Here is a 24783-nt window from a genome sequence, read left to right as displayed (position 1 = left end):
CGATTACGCAATCGGCTTTATACGGTCGACGAGTGGCGGGAACGAGCGGAGTGCGTTTCTCGCGGGCCGCTTTGAAGGATGCGCAAGCGGCAGAGCTGAACGAGGCCAGCAAGTGGGCTGACGCTGCAGAAGCGGCCGGAAGCGCACCCGGTCATCAGCTTGCCTGCCGAATCGACGATCGCCTGCGGCGTTCTGGTCGCGAGTCGAGTTGAGCGAAGGTCGGCCAGCAGCACAAAGAGGGGCGGGCGTGCTTCGACATGGCTTTTCTTCGCCATCGATACGAGTTGCATTCGCGAGACCAGATGTCAGGACAACGGAGGCTTGATGCCGTTAGTGTATTGGTCATATCACGGATGCTGCGGTGGCGAGCTTGTTACGCAAGCCGTGCGCCCTCTCGTCAATGATCGTCAGAACTGGAGGGGCGATGATGGCGTCGTGCCTTTGACGCTTGTTCGTGACGAGATCGAATATCCAGGTTTCATGCTCGAATCGGAGAGAGGGAATATCGTCGATTTGGGCGGCACGTACGAGGATGGTGATGTTTATCGCTTCGGCGACGACGAATCGATGGAGGCGGCGATCGGTTTATTGACAACGACCTGAAGCGCTTGCCTTCGTGAATTTAGGGCGCTGTCCGAGACGGGATACGTGATGCCAGCGCGCGACATGTGCTCGCGCGGCGCAAATACCCTGCAACGACTAAGCACCTGCGCGTTCTTTGACCGGTACATTCGCCGGATCTGGGGCCGATATTTCCAAGAGCGCGATGATCAAATGGAATTTTGGCTGGCTCAATCGCTGTTCCGTCCAGCCCAATACTGCGACGCTTCTCGGCCTGAAGGCCACCTACGAGGAATTTGCGAAAACCGGGGAGGACCTGCGCAACTTCGAGATCTGCATCGAGGACGCAGTCATCGGCGTAACGTTCCTGGCGAAGATGCCCCCTGGCATGCGCGGGCTTGGCAACGCGAGCCCGCTCGGGACGACAATGAAGTATGTCGTCTCTCCGGAAACCGGCGAGATTCTCAGGATTTATCTGACCAAGTGACTTTCGCGGTGGTGAAGGCGGTCAGTCTCAATATGTGGATAACCGCCACACAAAACGATACGAAACGCTGTGCCAGCATAAGGTGAGCATGCGTCCGGATCGCAAGCTGGGTGCGGATGCCGGCGAATTCTGACCGCGATGAGCCGATCAGCATGCCTGAGCATACGACTGGACGAAGAGCAGCAGGTCCTGCGACCTGAGCGCATGCGGAGTATGCATCGCGTCTAGTGTGCCGGTCGGTGCCCCGTATGTGGATAACGCCCACACCTAACCAGTCGTATCGCTGTGCATTGAACCGGTGAGCGCCTTGCGTTGGACCACACGAAACAGGCCGGATGCTTTGTCTGGCAAGGCTTTGCCGGAATAGAGCGGGTGATATGGAGAGTGCTCGCGCAATCCGCCGTTATCGAATGCCTTGTGGATATCGAGGAGCCAAGGTAGTCGAAATCCTGTGCATTCAGCGGGTGAAGGTGGGCGAATTCGGCGTAGATGTTCGCGTTATCTCGCGGGCTGTGGATATCACACGCCAAAACAACCCGAAACGCTGTGCAGACCCAAGGTGAGAGAACCGACCGATGCCCGCATGGAGCATAACCACGATGGATGTGGATATTCTGCTCCGCGGCGACTCGAAACCCTGTGATTCTAAAGGTGAGGGTACCGAACACGCTCTACCGATGTGGAAAACCAGCCGGCAAAGTCAGTTGGAACGCTGTGCAATCAACCGATGAGCGCAAGCGTACTCAAGTCCGCCGAGCCACACCGCATAAGGCCCTCCCGGCTACCACTGACCACCAGCCGGGCGCGCATCGTACCACCGCAACTCAAGTCTGCTGATCGAGCGCCTGCACGACGGCTTTCTCGGCGAGGCTCCCGGCCGGCCCGACCACCGCATAGTTGAGCCCGTTCACCGATCCATACCGCGCGAGCAGCGCACCATCCACGCGTTGCCCGGCCGGCAGCAGCCGACGTTCCGATTCCGCCGGCCGCAGATAGAAGCTCAGCGTCCGCCCGGCTGCGTCCTCATAGAGCACCATCGCAGCCGTGGCGCCACTGTCCGTCGTGAACAACCGTCCGCCGACGGGCCTGAACCCCGCCGCGCTCAAATCCGGCAGCTTCGCCGACGCGCCCACGCGCCGGGTGAGCCATCCCTGCAAATCGCCCGCACCCGTCGGCCGGTAATCGACCTTCGCCGTCTGATCGACCACCATCATCCGGTAAGCCTCGACCGCATCGCTCATCGGCGCGATGGGCGGCGGCGCGTTCCACCCGCGCGCCTGCCACCCGCCGAAGGTCCCCAGCCCGACGCAGAACACGAACGAAGCCGCCATCGCGAACCGCATCCGCGTGCGCTCCATGCGCCGTCCGCGAATCGCCGCCGGATCCAGCGCAGGGTTATCGGCCGGCATCCGCACGCTTTCCAGCGCGGCCCGCAACCGCTGCGCATCCTGCTGCCATTGCTTCACCTGTTCCGCGCGCTCCGGATGCAGCGCGAGATAGCGCTCGACCGCGACGCGCGCATCGTCGTCGAGCTGGCCGTCTACATAGGCGTGAAGGTCGTGTTCGTTCGGAGGCGTGTTCATTTCTTCATCAAGCGGAGAGAAGGAGCGGGAAGCTCGCCGTCGCTGAGCTGACGCAGCGCCTGGCGTGCGCGGGAGAGCCGCGACATCACGGTGCCGATCGGTACATCGAGCAGGTCGGCGACTTCCTGATAGGTGAAGCCTTCGACCGCGACGAGCAGCAGCAGGCTGCGCTGTTCATCGGAGAGCCGGCCGAACGCTTCGAGCGTCGCGCGCGCCGCGAATTCGCGTTCGGCGGACGGCCAGTGCGCTTCGTCGTCGTCGCGGATGCGCCCAAGCAGCCACGCGTAGCGCTTCGCGCTGCGTTTGCCGTCGAGAAACTGCCGATACAGGATCGTGAAGAGCCAGCTGCGCAGCGACGCATCGTCGCGACGGCTCGTCCAGCGCGACAGCGCGCGCTCGAGCGTCGACTGGACGAGGTCGTCGGCCGCGTGGACGTCGCGCGCGAGCCAGAGCGCGAAACGTCGCAGCCTGGGGATGAGTTCGCGCAGTGCGTTGTCGTCGAGGGCGGTGGAGGGCATGGCCGGGCCGGTTGCCGAAAGGGTCGAGATGCCGCGTAAGACGCCGGTCGGCGCCGCTTATTCCACCAGCATAGGGGAAAATTTTTTCGTGGAATAAAGCGGCACGGGCGGCGTCCTACGCGGGTTCGACAATGATCTGACGATCGGGAGCACATTCATGGAGCGATCTTCTTCCTCTTCTTCGCCGCAGCGCGGGCCCGGGCGCGGGTGGTGGCGCTGGGCCGCGATCGGCGGCGCGGTGGCCGGCGTGGCCGTGGCGTTCGGGTATGTCGGCGGGTGGCTCGCGCCGGCGCGTCTGACCCCGCACCGCGTCGTCGATGCGTTGCAGACGGCCGGCGGCGGCATTCATCCGGGCTTCCGGCGCAATCACGCGAAGGGCGTGTGCGTGACCGGTTACTTCGAAGGCAACGGTGCCGCGAGCGCGTATTCGGTCGCGCCGTTCTTCAAGGCGGTGCGCACGCCGGTGGTCGGGCGCTTCGCGTTGCCGGGCGGGAATCCGTATGCGCCCGACAGCAGCGTGCCGATCCGCAGCCTCGCGCTGAAGCTCACCGCGCCCGATGGCGAGCAATGGCGAACCGGGATGAACGCGATGCCGGTGTTTCCGGTCGCGACGCCGCAGGCGTTCTACGCGCAATTGCTGGCGACCCGGCCCGATCCGAAGACGGGCAAGCCCGATCCGGCGAAGGTGAAGGCGTTTTTCGGCGCGCACCCGGAGACGGCTGCGTTCCTGCAGTGGATCAAAGGTGCGAAGCCGAGCGCGAGTTACGTCACCGAGAGCTATTACGGCTTGAACGCGTTCTACTTCGTCGATGCGGCGGGCAAGCGCCAGGCGGTGCGATGGCGCGTCGTGCCGGAGCAGACGGCCGGCGCCGGCAGCGTCGCAACGGCCGCGGATCCGAACGTGCTGCAGCAGGACGTGACGCAGCGCATCGCGGCCGGTGCGCAGAAGTGGAAGTTGCTGGTCACCCTGGCGGAGCCGGGCGATCCGGTGGACGACGCGACGAAGGTCTGGCCCGCGCAGCGCACGACGATCGACGCGGGCACGCTCGTGCTCGACCGCGTGGAGGCGCAGGACAGCGGGCCGTGCCGCGACGTGAATTACGACCCGACGGTGCTGCCGCAGGGGATTCAGGTGTCGGGGGATCCGTTGCTGGCGGCGCGCTCGGCTGCCTACGCGGATTCGTATCTGCGCAGGACGAGTGAAGAGGCCGGGGTGGCGGGCGTGGCCAGGTTGAGTTCGGAGGGACGGTGATGAAGACTTCTGCGACGTTTGGTTTGCCGGCGAGGGTGCTGCACTGGGTGATGGCCGCGATGATCATCGCGATGCTGTTCATCGGGGTGGGGATGGTGGCGTCTGTCTCTGAGCGGCATGCGCTTCTGGTGTCGATTCACAAGCCGCTGGGCATTGCCGTGCTGGTGCTCGTGTGCGTGCGTATCGTGGTGCGGGTTCTGTCGAAGCCGCCGGCGTTGCCGGAGGATCTGCCGTGGTGGCAGAAGGTTGCCGCGCACGGGTCGCATCTCGTGCTGTATGCGCTGATGCTCGCGATGCCGCTGATCGGCTGGGCGATGCTGTCGGCGGGCGGGTATCCGGTGACGTTGGGCGGTGGTGTGCAGCTGCCGGCGATCGTGGCGGCGGATCCGGTGGCGTTTGCCTGGCTCCGGGTCGCGCACCGGGTGCTGGCCTATCTGTTCTTCGCGACGTTCCTCGCGCACTTTGCCGCAGCGCTGTATCACGGGCTGATTCGACGGGACGGCGTGGTGAGGGCGATGGTGGGCCGGTGAGCGGCGGAGGATTGCGCTCGATGCGGCGGGGCGGTTCACGGGCAACCGGGCCTGCTCCTGCCGTGTCGCATATATCTGACCGTAGGACAGGTTCGGAGACCCCCGCTACCACATGTCAAAATAATTTCAAAAAAGGGGTTGCGGAGACCGGGACAGGTGCTTAGAATCACGCCTCTTTCGCGCTAACGGAAACGCAGCGCGGGGGAAGAAGGGAAGCGGTGCTGTTGATGTCGGTTTTAACGACTCCAGTGCACATGGAATTAAACCGCAGTCGTCGCAACGAAGTAGTTAAAAAAGTTGTTGACGGATTTAAAAAAACGGTTAATAATCTCGCTTCTCTGCTGCTGAAAACGCAGCGCTGCCGGGAAACTTCAGGTTTCTCGCAGAAATGCTCTTTAAAAATTAACAGCCGATAAGTGTGGGCGCTTGATGAAAGCGAGCTGATCCTCGGATCAGATAGCGAAAGTATCAAGAGTCTCACACTAAAGTAAGTCAGGTTTATGAAGCAATTCATATTCCTGTCAGCTTTGAGTGAGCGACCGGTTCTTAACCGAACCGAAAACAGTAACAGGTTTAAACTGAAGAGTTTGATCCTGGCTCAGATTGAACGCTGGCGGCATGCCTTACACATGCAAGTCGAACGGCAGCACGGGTGCTTGCACCTGGTGGCGAGTGGCGAACGGGTGAGTAATACATCGGAACATGTCCTGTAGTGGGGGATAGCCCGGCGAAAGCCGGATTAATACCGCATACGATCTACGGATGAAAGCGGGGGACCTTCGGGCCTCGCGCTATAGGGTTGGCCGATGGCTGATTAGCTAGTTGGTGGGGTAAAGGCCTACCAAGGCGACGATCAGTAGCTGGTCTGAGAGGACGACCAGCCACACTGGGACTGAGACACGGCCCAGACTCCTACGGGAGGCAGCAGTGGGGAATTTTGGACAATGGGCGAAAGCCTGATCCAGCAATGCCGCGTGTGTGAAGAAGGCCTTCGGGTTGTAAAGCACTTTTGTCCGGAAAGAAATCCTTGGCTCTAATACAGTCGGGGGATGACGGTACCGGAAGAATAAGCACCGGCTAACTACGTGCCAGCAGCCGCGGTAATACGTAGGGTGCGAGCGTTAATCGGAATTACTGGGCGTAAAGCGTGCGCAGGCGGTTTGCTAAGACCGATGTGAAATCCCCGGGCTCAACCTGGGAACTGCATTGGTGACTGGCAGGCTAGAGTATGGCAGAGGGGGGTAGAATTCCACGTGTAGCAGTGAAATGCGTAGAGATGTGGAGGAATACCGATGGCGAAGGCAGCCCCCTGGGCCAATACTGACGCTCATGCACGAAAGCGTGGGGAGCAAACAGGATTAGATACCCTGGTAGTCCACGCCCTAAACGATGTCAACTAGTTGTTGGGGATTCATTTCCTTAGTAACGTAGCTAACGCGTGAAGTTGACCGCCTGGGGAGTACGGTCGCAAGATTAAAACTCAAAGGAATTGACGGGGACCCGCACAAGCGGTGGATGATGTGGATTAATTCGATGCAACGCGAAAAACCTTACCTACCCTTGACATGGTCGGAATCCTGCTGAGAGGTGGGAGTGCTCGAAAGAGAACCGGCGCACAGGTGCTGCATGGCTGTCGTCAGCTCGTGTCGTGAGATGTTGGGTTAAGTCCCGCAACGAGCGCAACCCTTGTCCTTAGTTGCTACGCAAGAGCACTCTAAGGAGACTGCCGGTGACAAACCGGAGGAAGGTGGGGATGACGTCAAGTCCTCATGGCCCTTATGGGTAGGGCTTCACACGTCATACAATGGTCGGAACAGAGGGTTGCCAACCCGCGAGGGGGAGCTAATCCCAGAAAACCGATCGTAGTCCGGATTGCACTCTGCAACTCGAGTGCATGAAGCTGGAATCGCTAGTAATCGCGGATCAGCATGCCGCGGTGAATACGTTCCCGGGTCTTGTACACACCGCCCGTCACACCATGGGAGTGGGTTTTACCAGAAGTGGCTAGTCTAACCGCAAGGAGGACGGTCACCACGGTAGGATTCATGACTGGGGTGAAGTCGTAACAAGGTAGCCGTATCGGAAGGTGCGGCTGGATCACCTCCTTTCCAGAGCTTCTCGCAAAGTTGAGCGCTCACGCTTATCGGCTGTTGATAAAGACAGAAAGACTGTCTGTTAGCGGTTTTGTCGGTTATAATGCCGGCCGCTTTCGATAATCCTCAATGATAAATATTCGAATGAAGTTCGATTCGAGTCTTTTTCATTGGCGATTGAGCCAGTCAGAGGATATCAACAGATATCGGCTGTCGTTCTTTAACAATCTGGAAGAAGCAAGTAATTTGGATAGCGGAAGCGTCTTGAGATGGACGTGAAAACTATCCGGGTTGTGATTGTATCGATGTATCTCAAGATGATTCGAACTCTATGTTTGACTCAATTGGAATACGGCACAACGCGAGAACTCAACCTGTAACGAGACAGACTCGTTATAGGGTCAAGCGAACAAGTGCATGTGGTGGATGCCTTGGCGATCACAGGCGATGAAGGACGCGGTAGCCTGCGAAAAGCTACGGGGAGCTGGCAAACGAGCTTTGATCCGTAGATGTCCGAATGGGGAAACCCACTCCTTTTGGAGTATCCATGGCTGAATACATAGGCCATGCGAAGCGAACGCGGTGAACTGAAACATCTAAGTAACCGCAGGAAAAGAAATCAACCGAGATTCCCAAAGTAGTGGCGAGCGAAATGGGATGAGCCTTGCACTCTTTATTTGTATTGTTAGCCGAACGCTCTGGAAAGTGCGGCCATAGCAGGTGATAGCCCTGTAGGCGAAAACAGTATGAAAGAACTAGGTGTGCGACAAGTAGGGCGGGACACGTGAAATCCTGTCTGAAGATGGGGGGACCATCCTCCAAGGCTAAATACTCGTGATCGACCGATAGTGAACCAGTACCGTGAGGGAAAGGCGAAAAGAACCCCGGGAGGGGAGTGAAATAGATCCTGAAACCGCATGCATACAAACAGTCGGAGCCTCGTAAGGGGTGACGGCGTACCTTTTGTATAATGGGTCAGCGACTTACGTTCAGTAGCAAGCTTAACCGTATAGGGCAGGCGTAGCGAAAGCGAGTCCGAATAGGGCGTTCAGTTGCTGGGCGTAGACCCGAAACCAGGTGATCTATCCATGGCCAGGATGAAGGTGCGGTAACACGTACTGGAGGTCCGAACCCACTAACGTTGAAAAGTTAGGGGATGAGCTGTGGATAGGGGTGAAAGGCTAAACAAACCTGGAAATAGCTGGTTCTCTCCGAAAACTATTTAGGTAGTGCCTCGTGTCTCACCTTCGGGGGTAGAGCACTGTCATGGTTGGGGGGTCTATTGCAGATTACCCCGCCATAGCAAACTCCGAATACCGAAGAGTGCAATCACGGGAGACAGACATCGGGTGCTAACGTCCGGTGTCAAGAGGGAAACAACCCAGACCGCCAGCTAAGGTCCCCAAATATAGCTAAGTGGGAAACGAAGTGGGAAGGCTAAAACAGTCAGGAGGTTGGCTTAGAAGCAGCCACCCTTTAAAGAAAGCGTAATAGCTCACTGATCGAGTCGTCCTGCGCGGAAGATGTAACGGGGCTAAGCTATATACCGAAGCTGCGGATGCGAGCTTTGCTCGCATGGTAGGAGAGCGTTCCGTAAGCCTGCGAAGGTGCCTTGTAAAGGGTGCTGGAGGTATCGGAAGTGCGAATGCTGACATGAGTAGCGATAAAGGGGGTGAAAGGCCCCCTCGCCGTAAGCCCAAGGTTTCCTACGCAACGTTCATCGGCGTAGGGTGAGTCGGCCCCTAAGGCGAGGCAGAAATGCGTAGCTGATGGGAAGCAGGTCAATATTCCTGCACCATTGTTAGATGCGATGGGGGGACGGATCGCGGAAGGTTGTCCGGGTGTTGGAAGTCCCGGTCGCTGCATTGGAGAAGGCACTTAGGCAAATCCGGGTGCGCAATTCAAGGGTGTGGCGCGAGCTCCTTCGGGAGCGAAGCAATTGGAAGTGGTTCCAAGAAAAGCCTCTAAGCTTCAGTCTAACGATGACCGTACCGCAAACCGACACAGGTGGGCGAGATGAGTATTCTAAGGCGCTTGAGAGAACTCGGGAGAAGGAACTCGGCAAATTGGTACCGTAACTTCGGGATAAGGTACGCCCTTGTAGCTTGACTGGCCTGCGCCAGGAGGGTGAAGGGGTTGCAATAAACTGGTGGCTGCGACTGTTTAATAAAAACACAGCACTCTGCAAACACGAAAGTGGACGTATAGGGTGTGACGCCTGCCCGGTGCCGGAAGATTAAATGATGGGGTGCAAGCTCTTGATTGAAGTCCCGGTAAACGGCGGCCGTAACTATAACGGTCCTAAGGTAGCGAAATTCCTTGTCGGGTAAGTTCCGACCTGCACGAATGGCGTAACGATGGCCACACTGTCTCCTCCCGAGACTCAGCGAAGTTGAAGTGTTTGTGATGATGCAATCTACCCGCGGCTAGACGGAAAGACCCCATGAACCTTTACTGTAGCTTTGCATTGGACTTTGAACCGATCTGTGTAGGATAGGTGGGAGGCTATGAAACCGGAACGCTAGTTTCGGTGGAGCCGTCCTTGAAATACCACCCTGGTTTGTTTGAGGTTCTAACCTTGGCCCGTGATCCGGGTCGGGGACAGTGCATGGTAGGCAGTTTGACTGGGGCGGTCTCCTCCCAAAGCGTAACGGAGGAGTACGAAGGTACGCTAGGTACGGTCGGAAATCGTGCTGATAGTGCAATGGCATAAGCGTGCTTAACTGCGAGACCGACAAGTCGAGCAGGTGCGAAAGCAGGTCATAGTGATCCGGTGGTTCTGTATGGAAGGGCCATCGCTCAACGGATAAAAGGTACTCTGGGGATAACAGGCTGATACCGCCCAAGAGTTCATATCGACGGCGGTGTTTGGCACCTCGATGTCGGCTCATCTCATCCTGGGGCTGTAGCCGGTCCCAAGGGTATGGCTGTTCGCCATTTAAAGAGGTACGTGAGCTGGGTTTAAAACGTCGTGAGACAGTTTGGTCCCTATCTGCCGTGGGCGTTGGATATTTGAAGGGGGCTGCTCCTAGTACGAGAGGACCGGAGTGGACGAACCTCTGGTGTACCGGTTGTCACGCCAGTGGCATCGCCGGGTAGCTATGTTCGGAAGAGATAACCGCTGAAAGCATCTAAGCGGGAAACTCGCCTTAAGATGAGATATCCCTGGAGGCTAGACCTCCTTGAAGGGTCGTTCGAGACCAGGACGTTGATAGGTCAGGTGTGTAAGCGCAGTAATGCGTTCAGCTAACTGATACTAATTGCCCGTAAGGCTTGATCCTATAACAAGTCTGTCTCGCGCTGAGAACAGCGCGTCGGACTGGTTGGATTCTCGTGTGTGATACACACAACCTCAATTACTGCTTCTTCCCAGATTGGTTGTGCTGCCAAGCCAGCACAACAACCCTCTTTGCCTGATGACCATAGCGAGTCGGTCCCACCCCTTCCCATCCCGAACAGGACCGTGAAACGACTCTACGCCGATGATAGTGCGGATTCCCGTGTGAAAGTAGGTAATCGTCAGGCTCCCTAAGCCAGAAACCCCCGCCCGAAAGGCGGGGGTTTTTGCATTGGCGCGGCAGAAATGCATGCGCGGGCACTCGGCATGGATGCTTGTCATGCTGCATGGGCTGATGCCTGCGATGCCGTCGAATGTCGAGAGCGCGGAACGCAACTTTTCGTCTGTTGTGACGGTTGTTGACGTTACTTGCAGCGCCGCCGCAGACCATTTGCATCAAGGTGCGTGCCGAAGCGCTTCCCGCCGGACTCACCAATCAATAGAGCGGCGCAAGGGCGCCAGCGCTGCGTATTCCTCATCCTTCTCCTCTTCTTGCGCAGCTGCACCATAGGGCTGCTCTCGCCAGTTCAGCGCGCTGTAGTCGGGCGTGATGATGACCCTTCGGGAATCAAAGCTGAACCGAAGATAGACGCGATCACCCGGCTTGAATCCGAACATCTCGAAATGCGCGTCAATGGCGCGCATCCATGGCATGTACGGTTGGCCTTCCTGGGGAAGGTCAGGCTTGTTGCCGAGGGTCAGCTCAACCTCGGGATGCTGTTTGAGCTTCTTGGGACGTGACTTACTATAGGCGTTAGCCATCTTCCGACTCCTGCATTGAGTTGGTTGTGGTCAGCGGGTCGTATGGGTGGCAGCCCATGCGGCCCGCGCTTTTTGCGGTGACGCCATTTCAGTTTAAGCGAAGAATGGTGTTCGTTGAGGCCCAAACATGCGAACTAGCCGAACGGTATAGAAAGACTTAGTTGTCTCAAAATTTGTGCTGTTCGAACCGTGACGCGCGGCGGAATAGACCCGCAAGGAAGTGAGTCTGGTTTCGATATTATTGGAATCCTGCCAGCTCGACGGACCGTGGCTGGAGATTGGTAGTGATGTGGGCCGTGGGGGCGGCGCTCGCTATAGCACGGCCGCCGGCGTTCGATGAGCACCTTGGCCTCGGCACGGCTGTGGAGCCACTCGCAGTTCAGCCATTCGTCGCGTAGCTTGCCGTTGAAGCTATAGATGAACCCGCCTGGTCACGCGGACCGCCAGCGCGGTGGCCGCCGGGTCGATCGCAGCATCCAGCCGCGAGAGCATAAACTTGGCAGTGGTGAATTCGGCACCGTTGTCCGACCGTATGAGCGCGGGATTGCCGCATCCCCACATTTGTCGCGACAGACTTAGGATCACATCGTGTGATCGCGGGCTGACACCGACCTCGATCACCAGGCACTCGCGGGTGTATTTAGCGATCACGTGTGGCATCTTCAACGCTAGACTATCCGCAAGTCAGTCGTGCACGAAGTCATAGCTCCAGACCGAATTGGGCTGCGTGGTGCCTCGCAGGCGTATGTCGTTGCAGTAACGACGCTGGCGGGGACGTCTCCGCGGAATGCTGAGCTGCAACACTCGCCACGTTTGCCGCACGCGCGATTCGCTCAACACGAGCTAAGCTAACATACGACGATAGCCAGCGCGGCACGTCTTGCGCGGCTGCAATCAGCAGATCGCCCAGACTCAGATCCCTCTCCGGTTGCATGAGCGTATAGGTCGCTACTAGGCGGCTCCGTCGCAGCTAGCGACATGCCTTGCGTTGCTAGAGCTCTCTGCTGACTTAGGATTTCCAGCACCTCGCGCAGGTCCATCGGGATGGTAATTTCGTCGATTGAATTCCTTCAGACCATCGATTATCAGCATCTGCCCGGCGATCAGGCGCTTGCATAGTTACCGACATCCCGGCTCTCGGTTTCGCGCAAGATGCGGAGGATCGGTTCGCCGGTAAATCGCTTCTTCATCGAGTTCTCCTTGTCTCCAGGGCAAAAGAGAACTCACATGCCGGATGGCAATAAGAATCGTCTCGTCTCGGGTCAGATCCAAGTGCCACTGTCGCCGGGTCAATCCCGGTCCTCTTGTTGAGGAGCAAACTGAGCGAAACTTAGTTGCGTCCTTAGATTCACCGATAGGACGCCGAGCCGGCTTACTTACTACTATAATGATGCGTTCCCCGTGGTTTAATTTTAGCCACTTTAGTGTTTTGTTGCTGTTCGACACCCACCAAGATGTAAGGTGGCCGACGAGCGATAGTGAAGCTCTTCGCAATATTAAAGAATCTAGATAAATTGTGTATAACGATCGTTCAAAAGAAATCGACCATAATCGGCATTGCGAAATGACGTGCGTTGATCTTTTCGCCGGGGCTGGTGGGTTTTCGTTGGCGGCAAAAAATGCCGGATTTAATGTTGTTGCTGCTGTTGAGTTGAATAAAAATGCATGTTTGACATATAGAATTAATTTGGCCGATAAATTCGGCACCGATCTTTACGAGAGCGATATTTTAAAATTATCTCCGAAAAAGGTCGTGGAGAGAAATTTTCCCAATGGTCGAGAGTGCGATGTGCTTCTTGGTGGGCCGCCATGTCAAGGGTTCTCGGTTCATAGAATAAATAATGCGGGAGTTTCTGATCCAAGAAATAAATTAATACTCCGTTATTTTAAATTTGTTGCGACGCTGCGGCCTAAGGTTTTCCTAATGGAAAATGTTCCGGGATTGCTGTGGGAGCGGCATAAATCGTTCCTTGACGCTTTCTACCGCGCAGGAAAAAAATCGGGATATCGAGTAATGGATCCTGTGGTCATAGACGCACGCGATTACGGACTGCCTCAACGTCGAAAGAGGGTTTTTATTCTCGGAGTGCGCCCTGATGTTGAATTGGATGTGGAGTGGCCGCCCGCTCCAACTCACGGAAGCGAAACGAATCGACTCCGAAATCCGGATCTGAAGTCCTGGCAACCATCTAGTTTAGTGTTTGATCGTCCGATACTTTCAGGCGACGAGAACGATATCCACATGCATCATTCAGAAGCACTTGTCGAGGTATTTAAGTCGACCCCTCTGAACGGGGGTAGTAGGCACGAATCTAAGCGCACACTTCCATGCCACGCAGAACATAATGGGCACACGGACGTCTACGGCAGAATTGACCCTACTGTTCCTGCGCCAACGATGACAACAGCATGCATTAACCCGTCCAAAGGGCGCTTCGTTCATCCAACTGAGCATCACGGAATTACAGCTCGGCAAGCAGCTCGTTTTCAGACATTCCCGGATTGGTTTGTGTTCAAAGGTGGATTAATGTCTATCGGAGAGCAAATTGGGAATGCGGTTCCCGTTGAACTCGGGGAGAAGTTGCTTAATCCGATTAGAGATGCATTGAATAATTCAAAGACTAATATTCTAGGAATAAGGGGGCGTAAATGATAGATGCAGTATCATTCAAAACCCGTGCACGTACGATCGACCATCTTGGACGCGAGCAGATCGCCGACTGTCCGACCGCGATTTCAGAACTGTGGAAAAACGCTTATGATGCATATGCCCGGGAAGTGGCTCTGCATATTTATCATGGCACACCTCCTATTGCAGCACTCGTAGACGACGGCCATGGGATGAATTTGTCAGAGTTTCTTGATAAATGGCTTGTGGTTGGAACCGAGTCCAAGACAGGGAAAGAAGAATCGGAAGAGAGAGATCGTAAAGGGCTCCGGCCGAGACCGCGTCAAGGGCAAAAGGGGATTGGACGACTTTCCGCTGCGGCTCTAGGTCCCCTTCTACTCTTCGTATCGAAGCGAGTTGACTCCAACTTCGTTGTTGCGCTAATTGATTGGAGATTATTCGAAAATCCTTTCCTATTGCTGGATGATGTGGAAATTCCAGTCATTGAAGCAATGGCGAAAGATGACGTATTAGCTGCTTTACCTGAGATGTTCAACCGACTGATGGGGAACGTATGGGGCAGTGGGTTGGACCCGGATCGAGACTCGAGAATCGTCAAAGCTTGGAGTCGATTTGATGAAATGGAAAAGGTCCTGGGGAGCGCTACTACAAAATCCCAAATCGAAAGCGTCCTCATCGATACAACCTTTGAGGAACGTCACTTCACTCAATGGGCTCCATGGAATGATCCAACAACTTCAGGTACAGCGCTTCTGGTATCTGACGTCTCGTTTGATCTTCAGGCGCAACTTAGCGTTACCTCTCTGTCGTCCCAAGAACAACCGGAACACCAAGCAAGAAGTAAGCTGTTTCAGACATTATCAAATTTCACTGATCCTTTCGTTAGTGCGGAAGACTACGCTCATGGTAACGCGATCACAGATTTTGAATACTCGGTGATCGCGTGGCATGGTGATCTGAAAACATCAGTAATTTCAAAAGATAAATCTTTCGGTTATGAGAATCTCGAAAATCTCGAGCATGTTATTGAAGGTGATTTTGATGAGCTAGGAGTTTTTCGAGGTCGTGTCAAGGTATTCGGAAAATGGATAGATGAGACTGTAGTCGTTACGCCGAAATCCCCCGGTGGTGGTCGTGTAGATACCCGAGTGGGTCCCTTTCGTCTCCGGATCGGTACTTTCGAACAAACGTTAGAAAATTCATCTCATCCGGAGGAGATATGGGCGAAGTTGTTAGAGCAAGCAAATCTGTACGCCGGATTTATGGTGTACCGAGACGGATTGCGTGTGATGCCGTATGGCCGAGAGGATAACGATTTCTTTGAAATTGAGAAAAGACGGTCTAGTCACGCTGGACGAGAATTTTGGTCATATCGCCGGATATTCGGACGAGTAGCTATTGCGCGAGACGATAATCCAAATTTAAAGGATAAGGCGGGGCGAGAAGGAATTATTGATAATAAGGCAGCTAAGATATTTAGGGATTTGGTTGAGAATTTATTGATGACTTCGGCGCGCCGATATTTTGGTACCGATTCGAAAATAAGAAAAGATGCTCTACCGGAAATTCGCGAAAATCGGGAGCAAGAGAAGGCCGAGCAAGCACAGAAAAGCGTTCGAGCTCGGCAGAGGCGTGAATTTAGGCAAAACCTAGCTGAGTTCCTGCCAGTCGTAGAATATATCTGTAACGAGTTGGAGCAAATGGCGGAGTCTGCTCGCCAAGGCAACTTGCCGGCAGATGAGACATCGTTGATAAAAATGCGGTCAGAAGTTGCCGAACTACAAGGGCGGCGAAGTGAGCTGACCTTCGGGGCGGTGCCGACGACATTGGGATCTCTGGCGTCTGATTATCGGCAATTTAGAAAGTCGTTCAATAGATCTAGTGAGCTTATCGCGAAGCTTAATGAATCGATATTGGCAGAGATCGAGAGAATTCGACCAAAATCAGCTCGTGATATAGCGTATGCTGAATTGAGTCGAAACGCCAATTTTTTGCATACCCGGCTTCGAAAATGGAATGTAGAGGCGCGCCAGCTCCTTGCTGGTGAGATGGAGCGATTGGCTAACATACTCGAAGAACGAAATAAAAAATATCACGCTGCGTGTTTGCCATTGTTGGATGGTATGCAGGAAGGAGATTCGTCGCTGCCGCGAGTTTTAGCTGCTCTCGCTGACGAGCGCGAGCGGATCGATGTTGAAAATAGCGAGATTTTTTTGGCCTACATTTCCACTCTTCGAAGTTTGCGCGAAAGTGTAGATATTGATGCTCTTGTGTCGTTTTCCATGGCCCGTTACGAAGAAGCTAGCAAGGAAATTGCAAGACTTAATTCTCTCGCGCAGCTCGGGGTAACGGTGGAAATAATAGGGCATGAGATGGATGGGCTCGAATTAACTATTTCCGAAGCGCTGCGTGAATCCCCGCAAGATTTTAAAGAAACGAGGCAGTTTAAGTCCATAAAGCGAGCGCATGAGGAGCTTTCTCATCGGCTAAGATTTTTGTCGCCATTGAAGTTGTCTGGTGAAAAGTCGAGGGGCTGGATCAGTGGTCAGGATATATTTGATTATTCAAATGATTTTTTGCATCGCTCACTCGAGTCGTCAGGAGTGATTTTATCGGCGACTTTGGAGTTTAGGCGATTTTCTGTTTTCGAGCAGCGGGAGAGAATATTTCCCGTATTTATTAATTTAATTAATAATTCGATATACTGGGCCGGAAATCGGGATGGACAATGCGGGGAAATATTGCTCGATGTTGTAAACGATCAGATTGTCGTGTCAGATAACGGACCAGGGGTGGATCCGGAGGACGTAGATAGATTGTTTACTCTATTCTTCACTACGAAGGTAAGAGGGGGGCGAGGAGTTGGTCTCTATCTCTGTCGAGCTAACTTGGCCATTGGTGGTCACACTATCGCTTACGCGACAGCTCCGGAGCAGCGCCTTTTGCCGGGTGCAAATTTCATAATTAATTTCAAGGGGGCCAAATATGAGTAATCTTGCAGTGGACGAATCGCGGGTGGCGCGACTTGCTGAAAGTTACGATGAATTCATCAAACGCGCATACATTGATCCGATTCGAACTGTGATCGTGGTCGATGACGAATTTCCATCACTGGATGGATTAATCGAAAAAGAATTAAAAGGTGCGCGTCCGTGGGCGGGTCTTGAGGAGGATGCTAAACGAGTGAGGGAAATTCTTAGTTTTTGCCGCACAAAGCAACGTCCATGGCTGGTTGACGTTCACGATGGACGGGAGGTTTCAATTGCTGGTGAAGAAAAGATTGCTCCTTATCTTCATCATAGTGATCTCATGATACTTGATTACCATCTCGCTGGGGATGCGGGAACCGGTGACCACGCGATAAAGATTCTTAGAGATTTGGCTAGTAATGACCATTTCAATATGGTCATTGTGTATACCAAAGGCGAAAATGGAAGCATCGAGTCAGTCTTCCGGCAGATCGCGATTGGATTGACTTGTGCGGATTCGAAGCTGGCTCTGGCGGATATACCGCGAAGAGAAGTCGATAATGTCATCGCCAAGCTGGAGGATGATGATCCAGAGATCGTCGATAAGCTTCTTAAATTGGTTAGCAACGATGCCTATTTGTCGATCAGGCGTCTTGACAATCCGCGGGCGCTCACGGAATTGCCGGACTGGGATGCCATTCGAGAACAGCTGGCGGTGCACGCCGATACGAAGTCTGTCTCAGATGCCCTCTGGTCTCGTTGGCTGATCGAACAAACGCAAGAGAGAATTGCAGGTCAGTTGTCGCAAGTAGATCTTGGTAAAATTGCATATAGCTGGGATAACGAATTCAATTGGATAAGAACGGATAGTCTCTTTGTTACGGTAGTGAGTAAATCTCATCATCCGCATGAGCTCCCCGAAAAGCTGTTGTCAGCTATCCGAAATTGGTGTCCCTCACCTCATCAGCTCCTAATGGCGAAGATGCGTGCTCAGATGGACGAGAGGGGAGTTTTAGCGGAGTCTGGCGTGCTTCGAGATCGATTTCTTCAAGCAGGCTGGATGCAGCAGCTATTTGCTGGAGCAGTGGTCGATAAGAAGCAAACTTTAAAAAATACCGTCGATCGACACTGGGAGGCGCTCGGCGATAATTTGCGTGCGGATATTGATTTATTTGCCGGAGAGCTTGCCGAGCATCTAGAAAGTCTCGGGCGTGACGAGGTATTTAGAAAATTCATTCGTATTGACTGGAGTGAGAACGAGGCATCGATTCTAAAGCGGCTTAATATCTATGCAAATCTAAAAACTACGTTTGAACATTCACACCTTATGACTGGTCACTTGCTTAAGTTCGAGAATGGTGAGTTGTGGGCTTGCCTTTCGCCAGCATGTGATCTTGTTCCAGGGCAAAAAGAGGGAGGGTGGTTTCGTAGACTAGGTGATCATATGCCTTTTATGGCCGTGTTGCTCCATAAGGTAGGTGATGAGATTGCGCTCTCTCTGGCAAATCAAAATATCTTTGTCTTCGGAACGAGTAAAGATGACGAGGATTGTTATTCGTTTTGCCCCGGTGGTAAGATACAAAATAACCCGCAATGGGAGCAAATGTTTGCTGCTAATGGTGGGCGCTTTTCTGATTCGGTTGGAAGTATATCGATCGGTCGATTGGCGCAGGGGGCTGCAGGAATTGAGTTTAAAAGTAATTCGGTGCGTGTCGTGGGGCAGTTAAGGTATGAGTATGCTTTGAATTTGCTGCAGCGTCTTGGAACTAATTTTTCTCGCATTGGGTTGGATTTTCACGCGCCTCCTAAGGTTGATTAGCCTGTGGACTCTCTGTCAAAGGCAAAACGCTCGGAGAACATGCGAGCCGTTAGGAGTCGAAACACCAAGCCTGAGGTTTTGGTGCGTCGCACACTTCATCGGCTCGGATTTCGATTCCGGCTTCATCGGAAGGACCTTCCGGGGAGTCCGGATGTGGTTTTGCCGAAGTACCGCCTTTGTATATTTGTCCACGGTTGTTTTTGGCATCGACATAGTGGTTGTTCTCGAGCGTCTATGCCAAAAACAAATAAAGCGTTTTGGATTTCGAAGTTTTCCAAGAATGTTGCGCGTGATAATGCAGCCCGGGAGGCTTTGTTTCGTCTTGGATGGGATGTGCTAATTATCTGGGAATGTGAAGTGAAAAATCCCGAAAAACTAGAATTAATTATTCGATCTATATCAGAAAAAATCCCCGCTCATCTGAATTGAATTTCTTGGAATGAGTGCTGGAATTGGTTGTCGATCATTTTTGAATACAAGAGGGCTACTTTTCGTCGGACTGGCATGGACTTAGCTATGTTGCGAAGTGCGTCGGTGATGTCTGGGTAAGGAGGGCGGCCGGGACGGATGAGATATTTGTTCTTGGAAAGGAGGGTTTTGAGTGTTATTAAAAAACGCCCATTATTCTGGGCGTTTTTTGTTTCCGGGGCTTACTTGGACGTTTCTCCGATTTACATAGATGCTTTTCGATCCGCAGCAGTCTTTTTACCTGTTGTGTGCGACAGACATTAAACGTCAATATTCCCCGCCCGCAACGCATTCGACTCGATAAACGCTCTCCGCGGCTCGACATCATCCCCCATGAGCGTAGTAAAGATCCCATCCGCAGCAATCGCGTCTTCGATCTGCACACGCAGCAACCGCCGCACGGCCGGATCCATCGTCGTTTCCCACAGCTGCCCGGGGTTCATCTCCCCGAGCCCCTTATACCGCTGCTTCGAAACGTTCCGCTCGGCATCCGCGAGCAGCCACTTCATCGCGCTCTTGAAGTCGGTAACAGCCATGCTGCGCTCACCACGCTTGATAACCGCCCCTTCCCCAATAAGCCCCGTGAACGTATTCGCCGTAGCCACAAGCTGCTGATAATCCGCCGTGTGCTGGAACTCCTGGTCGATAACCGAAACCCGCACATTCCCGTGATGGGTACGTTCGACATGCAGCGACCGCTGTTCCCGAACCGCGTCATACGCAGGCACCACACGCACTTCGTTCTTCAAAGCCTCGTCATGCAATGCAGCGTGAAGAGCCTTCGCCGAAGCCTCCGTCGAAGCCTCGTTGGAAAGATCGATCGACACGCCATCCATGATCGCCTCGAGCGCCGCCGGGTCATACAACCGGCTCAACCGATCGATCACGCTCTGCGACAGCAGATACGACCGCGCCAGCTCCCCGAGCGCATCGCCGGAAATCGCCGCCGCATTCTCCCCAGGCACCAGCTCCGACCCTTGCAGCGCCAACCGCAGCATATGCGCGTTCAGCTCCACGTCATCCTTCAGATACCGCTCGTCCTTGCCCGCCTTGATCTTGTAAAGCGGCGGCTGCGCGATATACACATACCCGCGCTCGATCATGTCCGGCATTTGGCGATAGAGGAACGTGAGCAGCAGCGTCCGGATGTGCGCACCGTCGACGTCCGCGTCGGTCATGATGATGATGCGGTGATAGCGCAGCTTGTCGAGGTTGTAATCGTCCTTGCCGATCCCGCACCCGAGGGCGGTCACGAGCGTGACGATCTGCTCCGACGACAGCAGCTTGTCGTAGCGTGCCTTCTCGACGTTCAGCACCTTGCCGCGCAGCGGCAGGATCGCCTGGAACTTCCGGTCACGCCCTTGCTTGGCCGACCCGCCTGCCGAGTCACCCTCGACGATGTAGATTTCGCACTTCGCCGGGTCTTTCTCCTGGCAGTCCGCGAGCTTGCCCGGCAGGCCGACGCCGTCGAGCACGCCCTTGCGGCGCGTCATCTCACGCGCCTTCCGAGCCGCATCACGCGCACGCGCGGCTTCGACGATCTTCCCGCAGATGATCTTCGCGTCGAGCGGCGTTTCGAGCAGGAACTCTTCCAGCGCCTTCGCGACGACTTCCTCGACCGGCGCACGAACCTCGGAAGAAACCAGCTTGTCCTTCGTCTGCGAGCTGAACTTCGGCTCCGGCACCTTCACGGACAGCACGCACGACAGCCCTTCGCGCATGTCGTCGCCGGTCGTCTCGACCTTCGCCTTCTTCGCGATTTCGTTGTCGGTGATGTACTTGTTGATGACGCGCGTCATCGCGGCCCGCAGGCCGGTCAGGTGCGTGCCGCCGTCGCGCTGCGGAATGTTGTTCGTGAAGCACAGCACGTTCTCGTTGTAGCTGTCGTTCCACTGCATCGCGACTTCGACGCCCACGCCGTCCTTCTCGCCGTTGGCGAAGAACACCGTCGGGTGCAGGTTGGTCTTCGTCTTGTTGATGTACTCGACGAAGCCCTTCACACCGCCGGCGAACGCGAAATCGTCTTCCTTGCCCGAACGCAGATCGGTGAGACGAATGCGCACACCATTGTTCAGGAACGAAAGCTCGCGCATCCGCTTCGCGAGGATGTCGTAGTGATACTCGACCGTGCCGAAAATCGTCGGATCGGCCATGAAATGCACTTCGGTGCCGCGGTTCTCGGTGTCGCCGGTCACGAGCATCGGCGACACTTCCACGCCGTCCACCTTCTCGAGCACGCGGTCCTGCGCGATGCCGCGATGGAACTCCATGAAATGCTTCTTGCCGTTGCGGCGCACGGTGAGGCGCAGCCAGCTCGACAGCGCGTTCACGCACGACACGCCCACGCCGTGCAGGCCGCCCGACACCTTGTAGCTGTTCTGGTCGAACTTGCCGCCGGCATGCAGCTCGGTCATCACGATTTCCGCGGCGCTGCGCTTCGGCTCGTGCTTGTCGTTCATCTTCACGTCGGTCGGAATCCCGCGGCCGTTGTCGGTCACGGAAATCGAGTTGTCGGCGTGAATCGTCACGTGGATGTCGTTGCAGTACCCGGCCAACGCTTCGTCGATCGAGTTGTCGAGCACCTCGAACACGAGGTGGTGCAGACCGGTGCCGTCCGACGTGTCGCCGATGTACATCCCGGGGCGCTTGCGCACCGCTTCCAGCCCTTCGAGGATCTGGATCGACGAGGCGCCGTAGCTGCTGTTATCGGGTTGCGAATTGTGCTGTTCACTCATGGATATCTTCCGGTTCTGCGAGGCCACTCTCGTGGCGGCGCGGTGCGTTTCAGCGAGAGAAATCGCCGGGCCGCTCCAGTTTCCTGGCCCGTCCGAGGTGCCGTCAGGGCACCAAAGGGACGGGTTGTCGGTTCGCCATAAAAACGCCAAAGGGGCTTGCCGCCCCCTGGTGTGTGTCGCGATGTCGAGCGCGTCAGATGCGCATCGGCATCACGACATACTTGAACTCGTCGTTCTCGGGCACGGTAATCAGCGCGCTCGAGCTGGCGTCGCCGAGGCTCACCTGCACGGTGTCGACCTTCAGGTTCGCGAGCACGTCGAGCAGATACGTGACGTTGAAGCCGATGTCGACGGTATCGCCCTGGTACGCGATTTCCAGTTCTTCCTGCGCCTCTTCCTGATCGGCGTTGGTCGACATGATCTTCAGCTGGCCCGGCGCGATGATGCAGCGCACGCCCTTGAATTTGTCCGAGGTCAGGATCGCCGCGCGCTGCAGCGAGCGCTGCAGTTCTTCACGGCCGATCTCGAACGTGTTCTTGTGCGCCTTCGGGATCACGCGCTGGAAGTCGGGGAACTTGCCCTCGACGAGTTTCGACACGAGCTCGACCTGGCCGAACGTGAACTTGGCCTGGGTTTGCGCGATGTCGATGGTGACGGTGTCGTCGATGTCTTCGAGCAGGCGTTGCAGCTCGAGAATCGTCTTGCGCGGCACGATGACTTCCTGGCGGCCGAACGTGCCGCCTTCGAGCTTCATCGACGAGAACGCGAGGCGGTGGCCGTCGGTGGCCACGGCCATCAGCTGGTCGCCGTCGACGACGAGCAGCATGCCGTTCAGGTAGTAGCGGATGTCCTGCTGCGCCATCGCGAAGTGCACCATGCCGAGCAGCTGGCGGAACGACTTCTGCGGGACGGTCAGGGTTGCGCCGAAATCCTTCGCCTGCGCGACGGTCGGGAACTCGTCGGCCGCCAGCGTCTGCAGTGCGAAACGGCTCTTGCCCGATTGAACGGTGAGGCGCTTGTCGGCGAGCGACAGCGTGACCTGGCCGTCAGGCATCGCGCGCAGGATGTCGAGCAGCTTGCGCGCTGCGACGGTGGTCGCGACCTGGTCGCCGCCGACGCCGAAATCGGCGCGCGTGGTGATCTGCAGCTCCAGGTCGGTCGACAGGAATGAAACGTCCGGGCCGTTCTTGGTGATCAGCAGGTTGGCGAGGATCGGCAACGTATGGCGGCGTTCGACGATGCCGCTGACCGTTTGCAGCGGCCTGAGGAGGGTGTCTCGTTCGGTCTTGACCAGTTGCATAGAGTTCCTTCGTTGAGTAACGGCCTGCAGCGCAGCAGCCTCGCAGCGCCCCGCCAGCCGGGCTCTTGGCCCGCCACCACCGGGGCGGTCAAACCAGTATTGTGCCTCAAAACCGAACCGCCCCCCTTAAATTGGGGCGGAGGCCGAATTATCAAGCGCGCCGCGCGCTCAGCCCTTCAGCGTCTGCTCCAGCACGTGCAGCTCGTGGTTGAGCTGCGCGTCCTTGCTGCGCTCGTCGGCGATCTTGCGCACCGCGTGCAGCACGGTGGTGTGATCGCGCCCGCCGAACAGCTCGCCGATTTCCGGCAGGCTCTTCTGCGTGAGTTCCTTCGCGAGATACATCGCGATCTGCCGCGGCCGCGCGATGTTCGCGGGACGCTTCTTCGAATACATGTCGGCGACCTTGATGTTGTAGAAGTCGGCGACGGTCTTCTGGATGTTTTCGACCGAAATCTGCCGGTTCTGCACGGTCAGCAGGTCCTTCAGCGCTTCCTTGGTCAGCTCGATCGAGATCTCGCGGCCGTGGAACTTCGAATACGCGAGGATCTTGCGCAGCGCGCCCTCGAGCTCGCGCACGTTCGAGCGCAGGTGCTTCGCGACGAAGAACGCGACGTCTTCCGACAGGTTCACGCCTTCCGACTGCGCCTTGCGCATCAGGATCGCGACGCGCATTTCCAGCTCGGGCGGCTCGATCGCGACGGTGAGGCCCGAGTCGAAGCGCGAGATCAGCCGATCGTCGATGCCCGAGATTTCCTTCGGATACGTGTCGCTGGTGATGATCACCTGCGCCTTGTTCGCGACCAGCGCCTCGAACGCGTAGAAGAATTCCTCTTGCGTGCGCGACTTGCCGGAGAAGAACTGGATATCGTCGATCAGCAGCAGGTCGAGCGAGTGGTAGTAGCGCTTGAAGTCGTCGAACGCCTTGCGCTGGTATGCCTTCACCACGTCGGACACGTACTGCTCGGCGTGGATGTAGCGGATTCGCGCGCCGGCCTTGTCGAGCAGCAGCTGGTTGCCGATCGCGTGGATCAGGTGGGTCTTGCCGAGGCCGACGCCGCCGTACAGGAACAGCGGGTTGTACGAGATGCCCGGGTTGTCCGCGACCTGGATCGCGGCGGCGCGCGCGAGCTGGTTCGCCTTGCCGGTCACGAAGTTGTCGAACGTGAGCACCGGGTTCAGCTTCGAGCGTTCGTACATCGAATCGGCTTCGCCGCCGTTCGCGGGCGCCGCACCGGGGCCCGGCCGCCACGTGCGGCGGCCGGCGGCCGCTTCGTGCGCGGGCAGGCTCGGCAGGTCGATGTCGGCGTCGTCGGCGTTCAGGTGATGCGCGGCGGCTGCCGACGGCGTCATCGGCACGTCGGCCGGCGCGGCGGGCGCCGCCGCGGCATTCGCGGTCAGGTTCGCGGCGATCGCGGCCACCGTGGCGGCCGGGCCGCCCGGTTGCAGCGGCGCACGCGGCGCGCCTGCACTCGGTGCGGCGCTGCGCATGCCGGCCTTCGGATCGAGGACGAACTGGACTTCGATCGGCGTGTTCCAGAATTCACGGGCCAGATCGGAGATCCGACCCGAAAACTGGCTCTTGACCCAGTCCAGCTTGAAACGGTTCGGCGCGGCGATGGACAGCGTGTTCGCCGACGCATCGAAGGCCACCGGGGCCAAGGGTTTGATCCACGTCACGTACTGCTGGGGCGTCAGCTCGCGCTCCAGCAGTGCGGAACAGTGTTGCCAGAAATCGTTCAT

Annotated in this window: 14 protein-coding genes, 3 rRNA genes and 1 pseudogene; 11 read left to right on the top strand and 7 right to left on the bottom strand. The window is 56.2% G+C overall.

Annotated elements, in window-relative coordinates:
- The first annotated feature begins 159 nt into the window (after window positions 1-159).
- Both WJ16_RS35465 and WJ16_RS00080 read left to right on the top strand, forming a co-directional pair.
- Entirely contained in the window at window positions 160-603 is a 444-nt protein-coding gene (locus WJ16_RS35465) for a hypothetical protein (RefSeq protein WP_236858166.1), read from the top strand.
- 163 nt (window positions 604-766) lie between these two features.
- Window positions 767-1048, top strand: coding sequence for a hypothetical protein (locus WJ16_RS00080; protein WP_069255352.1), 282 nt, complete (start codon window positions 767-769; stop codon window positions 1046-1048).
- An 824-nt stretch (window positions 1049-1872) separates the two neighbouring features.
- On the opposite strand, the gene WJ16_RS00075 is transcribed toward WJ16_RS00080, so the two are convergent.
- A complete protein-coding gene (locus WJ16_RS00075) occupies window positions 1873-2631 on the bottom strand; it encodes an anti-sigma factor family protein (protein WP_069255351.1) in 759 nt (252 codons plus the stop codon).
- On the bottom strand, window positions 2628-3149 hold the full coding sequence (locus WJ16_RS00070; protein ID WP_069255350.1) for a sigma-70 family RNA polymerase sigma factor: 522 nt from the start codon (window positions 3147-3149) through the stop codon (window positions 2628-2630). Before WJ16_RS00070 ends, WJ16_RS00075 begins: the two co-directional genes overlap by 4 nt.
- 157 nt (window positions 3150-3306) lie before the next feature.
- On the opposite strand from WJ16_RS00070, the gene WJ16_RS00065 reads away from it, so the two are divergent.
- From WJ16_RS00065 to rrf, 5 genes are all read left to right on the top strand, one after another.
- Window positions 3307-4401: a catalase family peroxidase gene (locus WJ16_RS00065; RefSeq protein ID WP_069255349.1), complete on the top strand. Its 1095-nt coding sequence runs from the start codon at window positions 3307-3309 to the stop codon at window positions 4399-4401.
- Complete coding sequence (locus tag WJ16_RS00060) at window positions 4401-4931, top strand: cytochrome b (RefSeq protein ID WP_069255348.1); 531 nt, start codon at window positions 4401-4403, stop codon at window positions 4929-4931. Before WJ16_RS00065 ends, WJ16_RS00060 begins: the two co-directional genes overlap by 1 nt.
- A 575-nt stretch (window positions 4932-5506) precedes the next feature.
- Window positions 5507-7039 (top strand): 16S ribosomal RNA (locus WJ16_RS00055).
- Between the two features lie 384 nt (window positions 7040-7423).
- Window positions 7424-10305, top strand: a 23S ribosomal RNA gene (locus WJ16_RS00050).
- A gap of 131 nt (window positions 10306-10436) precedes the next feature.
- Window positions 10437-10549 (top strand): 5S ribosomal RNA (rrf, locus tag WJ16_RS00045).
- Together the 16S, 23S and 5S rRNA genes form the textbook arrangement of a ribosomal RNA operon.
- Before the next feature lie 241 nt (window positions 10550-10790).
- Here the strand turns inward: rrf and WJ16_RS00040 are convergent.
- Both WJ16_RS00040 and WJ16_RS34565 read right to left on the bottom strand, forming a co-directional pair.
- Window positions 10791-11123, bottom strand: coding sequence for a hypothetical protein (locus WJ16_RS00040; RefSeq protein ID WP_069255347.1), 333 nt, complete (start codon window positions 11121-11123; stop codon window positions 10791-10793).
- Between the two features lie 216 nt (window positions 11124-11339).
- Window positions 11340-12236 (bottom strand): annotated as a pseudogene (locus tag WJ16_RS34565) (transposase); the annotation flags it as partial.
- Window positions 12237-12639: 403 nt separating this feature from the next.
- On the opposite strand from WJ16_RS34565, the gene WJ16_RS00030 reads away from it, so the two are divergent.
- The 4 genes from WJ16_RS00030 to WJ16_RS32600 are packed head-to-tail and all read left to right on the top strand — an operon-like array spanning window position 12640 to window position 18969.
- Entirely contained in the window at window positions 12640-13776 is a 1137-nt protein-coding gene (locus WJ16_RS00030; protein WP_236858164.1) for a DNA cytosine methyltransferase, read from the top strand.
- The gene (locus WJ16_RS00025; RefSeq protein WP_069257896.1) at window positions 13773-16745 is read left to right on the top strand and encodes an ATP-binding protein; all 2973 of its coding nucleotides are present in this window, start codon (window positions 13773-13775) and stop codon (window positions 16743-16745) included. The genes WJ16_RS00030 and WJ16_RS00025 overlap by 4 nt, the downstream gene beginning before the upstream one ends.
- The gene (locus WJ16_RS34560; RefSeq protein ID WP_157126700.1) at window positions 16738-18540 is read left to right on the top strand and encodes a response regulator receiver domain; all 1803 of its coding nucleotides are present in this window, start codon (window positions 16738-16740) and stop codon (window positions 18538-18540) included. Before WJ16_RS00025 ends, WJ16_RS34560 begins: the two co-directional genes overlap by 8 nt.
- A gap of 39 nt (window positions 18541-18579) precedes the next feature.
- Window positions 18580-18969, top strand: a complete 390-nt coding sequence (locus WJ16_RS32600) for a very short patch repair endonuclease (RefSeq protein ID WP_236858219.1) — start codon at window positions 18580-18582, stop codon at window positions 18967-18969.
- A 299-nt stretch (window positions 18970-19268) separates the two neighbouring features.
- Here WJ16_RS32600 and gyrB read toward each other — a convergent pair whose 3' ends face one another.
- The 3 genes from gyrB to dnaA all read right to left on the bottom strand — a co-directional run bounded on the left by gyrB (window position 19269) and on the right by dnaA (window position 24783).
- Complete coding sequence (gene gyrB / locus WJ16_RS00015) at window positions 19269-21743, bottom strand: DNA topoisomerase (ATP-hydrolyzing) subunit B (RefSeq protein ID WP_069255343.1); 2475 nt, start codon at window positions 21741-21743, stop codon at window positions 19269-19271.
- 193 nt (window positions 21744-21936) lie between these two features.
- Window positions 21937-23043, bottom strand: coding sequence for a DNA polymerase III subunit beta (dnaN, locus tag WJ16_RS00010; RefSeq protein ID WP_006756934.1), 1107 nt, complete (start codon window positions 23041-23043; stop codon window positions 21937-21939).
- A 168-nt stretch (window positions 23044-23211) separates the two neighbouring features.
- Window positions 23212-24783 carry a chromosomal replication initiator protein DnaA gene (dnaA, locus tag WJ16_RS00005; protein WP_069255342.1) on the bottom strand — a complete coding sequence of 524 codons (1572 nt, stop codon included), beginning with the start codon at window positions 24781-24783 and terminating at the stop codon, window positions 23212-23214.

This window comes from Burkholderia metallica (assembly GCF_001718555.1).
Classification (GTDB): domain Bacteria; phylum Pseudomonadota; class Gammaproteobacteria; order Burkholderiales; family Burkholderiaceae; genus Burkholderia; species Burkholderia metallica.
Note: the sequence above shows the minus strand (reverse complement) of the source record. Positions and strands in the feature narration are given on the sequence as shown.

Excerpts from the sequence above, each read along its gene's own strand:
- WJ16_RS00080 (WP_069255352.1), top strand. The coding sequence starts at position 767 with ATGATCAAATGGAATTTTGGCTGGCTCAATCGCTGTTCCGTCCAGCCC.
- WJ16_RS00075 (WP_069255351.1), bottom strand. The coding sequence starts at position 2,631 with ATGAACACGCCTCCGAACGAACACGACCTTCACGCCTATGTAGACGGC.
- WJ16_RS00070 (WP_069255350.1), bottom strand. The coding sequence starts at position 3,149 with ATGCCCTCCACCGCCCTCGACGACAACGCACTGCGCGAACTCATCCCC.
- WJ16_RS00065 (WP_069255349.1), top strand. The coding sequence starts at position 3,307 with ATGGAGCGATCTTCTTCCTCTTCTTCGCCGCAGCGCGGGCCCGGGCGC.
- WJ16_RS00060 (WP_069255348.1), top strand. The coding sequence starts at position 4,401 with ATGAAGACTTCTGCGACGTTTGGTTTGCCGGCGAGGGTGCTGCACTGG.
- WJ16_RS00040 (WP_069255347.1), bottom strand. The coding sequence starts at position 11,123 with ATGGCTAACGCCTATAGTAAGTCACGTCCCAAGAAGCTCAAACAGCAT.
- WJ16_RS00025 (WP_069257896.1), top strand. The coding sequence starts at position 13,773 with ATGATAGATGCAGTATCATTCAAAACCCGTGCACGTACGATCGACCAT.
- WJ16_RS34560 (WP_157126700.1), top strand. The coding sequence starts at position 16,738 with ATGAGTAATCTTGCAGTGGACGAATCGCGGGTGGCGCGACTTGCTGAA.
- WJ16_RS32600 (WP_236858219.1), top strand. The coding sequence starts at position 18,580 with ATGCGAGCCGTTAGGAGTCGAAACACCAAGCCTGAGGTTTTGGTGCGT.
- gyrB (WP_069255343.1), bottom strand. The coding sequence starts at position 21,743 with ATGAGTGAACAGCACAATTCGCAACCCGATAACAGCAGCTACGGCGCC.
- dnaN (WP_006756934.1), bottom strand. The coding sequence starts at position 23,043 with ATGCAACTGGTCAAGACCGAACGAGACACCCTCCTCAGGCCGCTGCAA.
- dnaA (WP_069255342.1), bottom strand. The coding sequence starts at position 24,783 with ATGAACGATTTCTGGCAACACTGTTCCGCACTGCTGGAGCGCGAGCTG.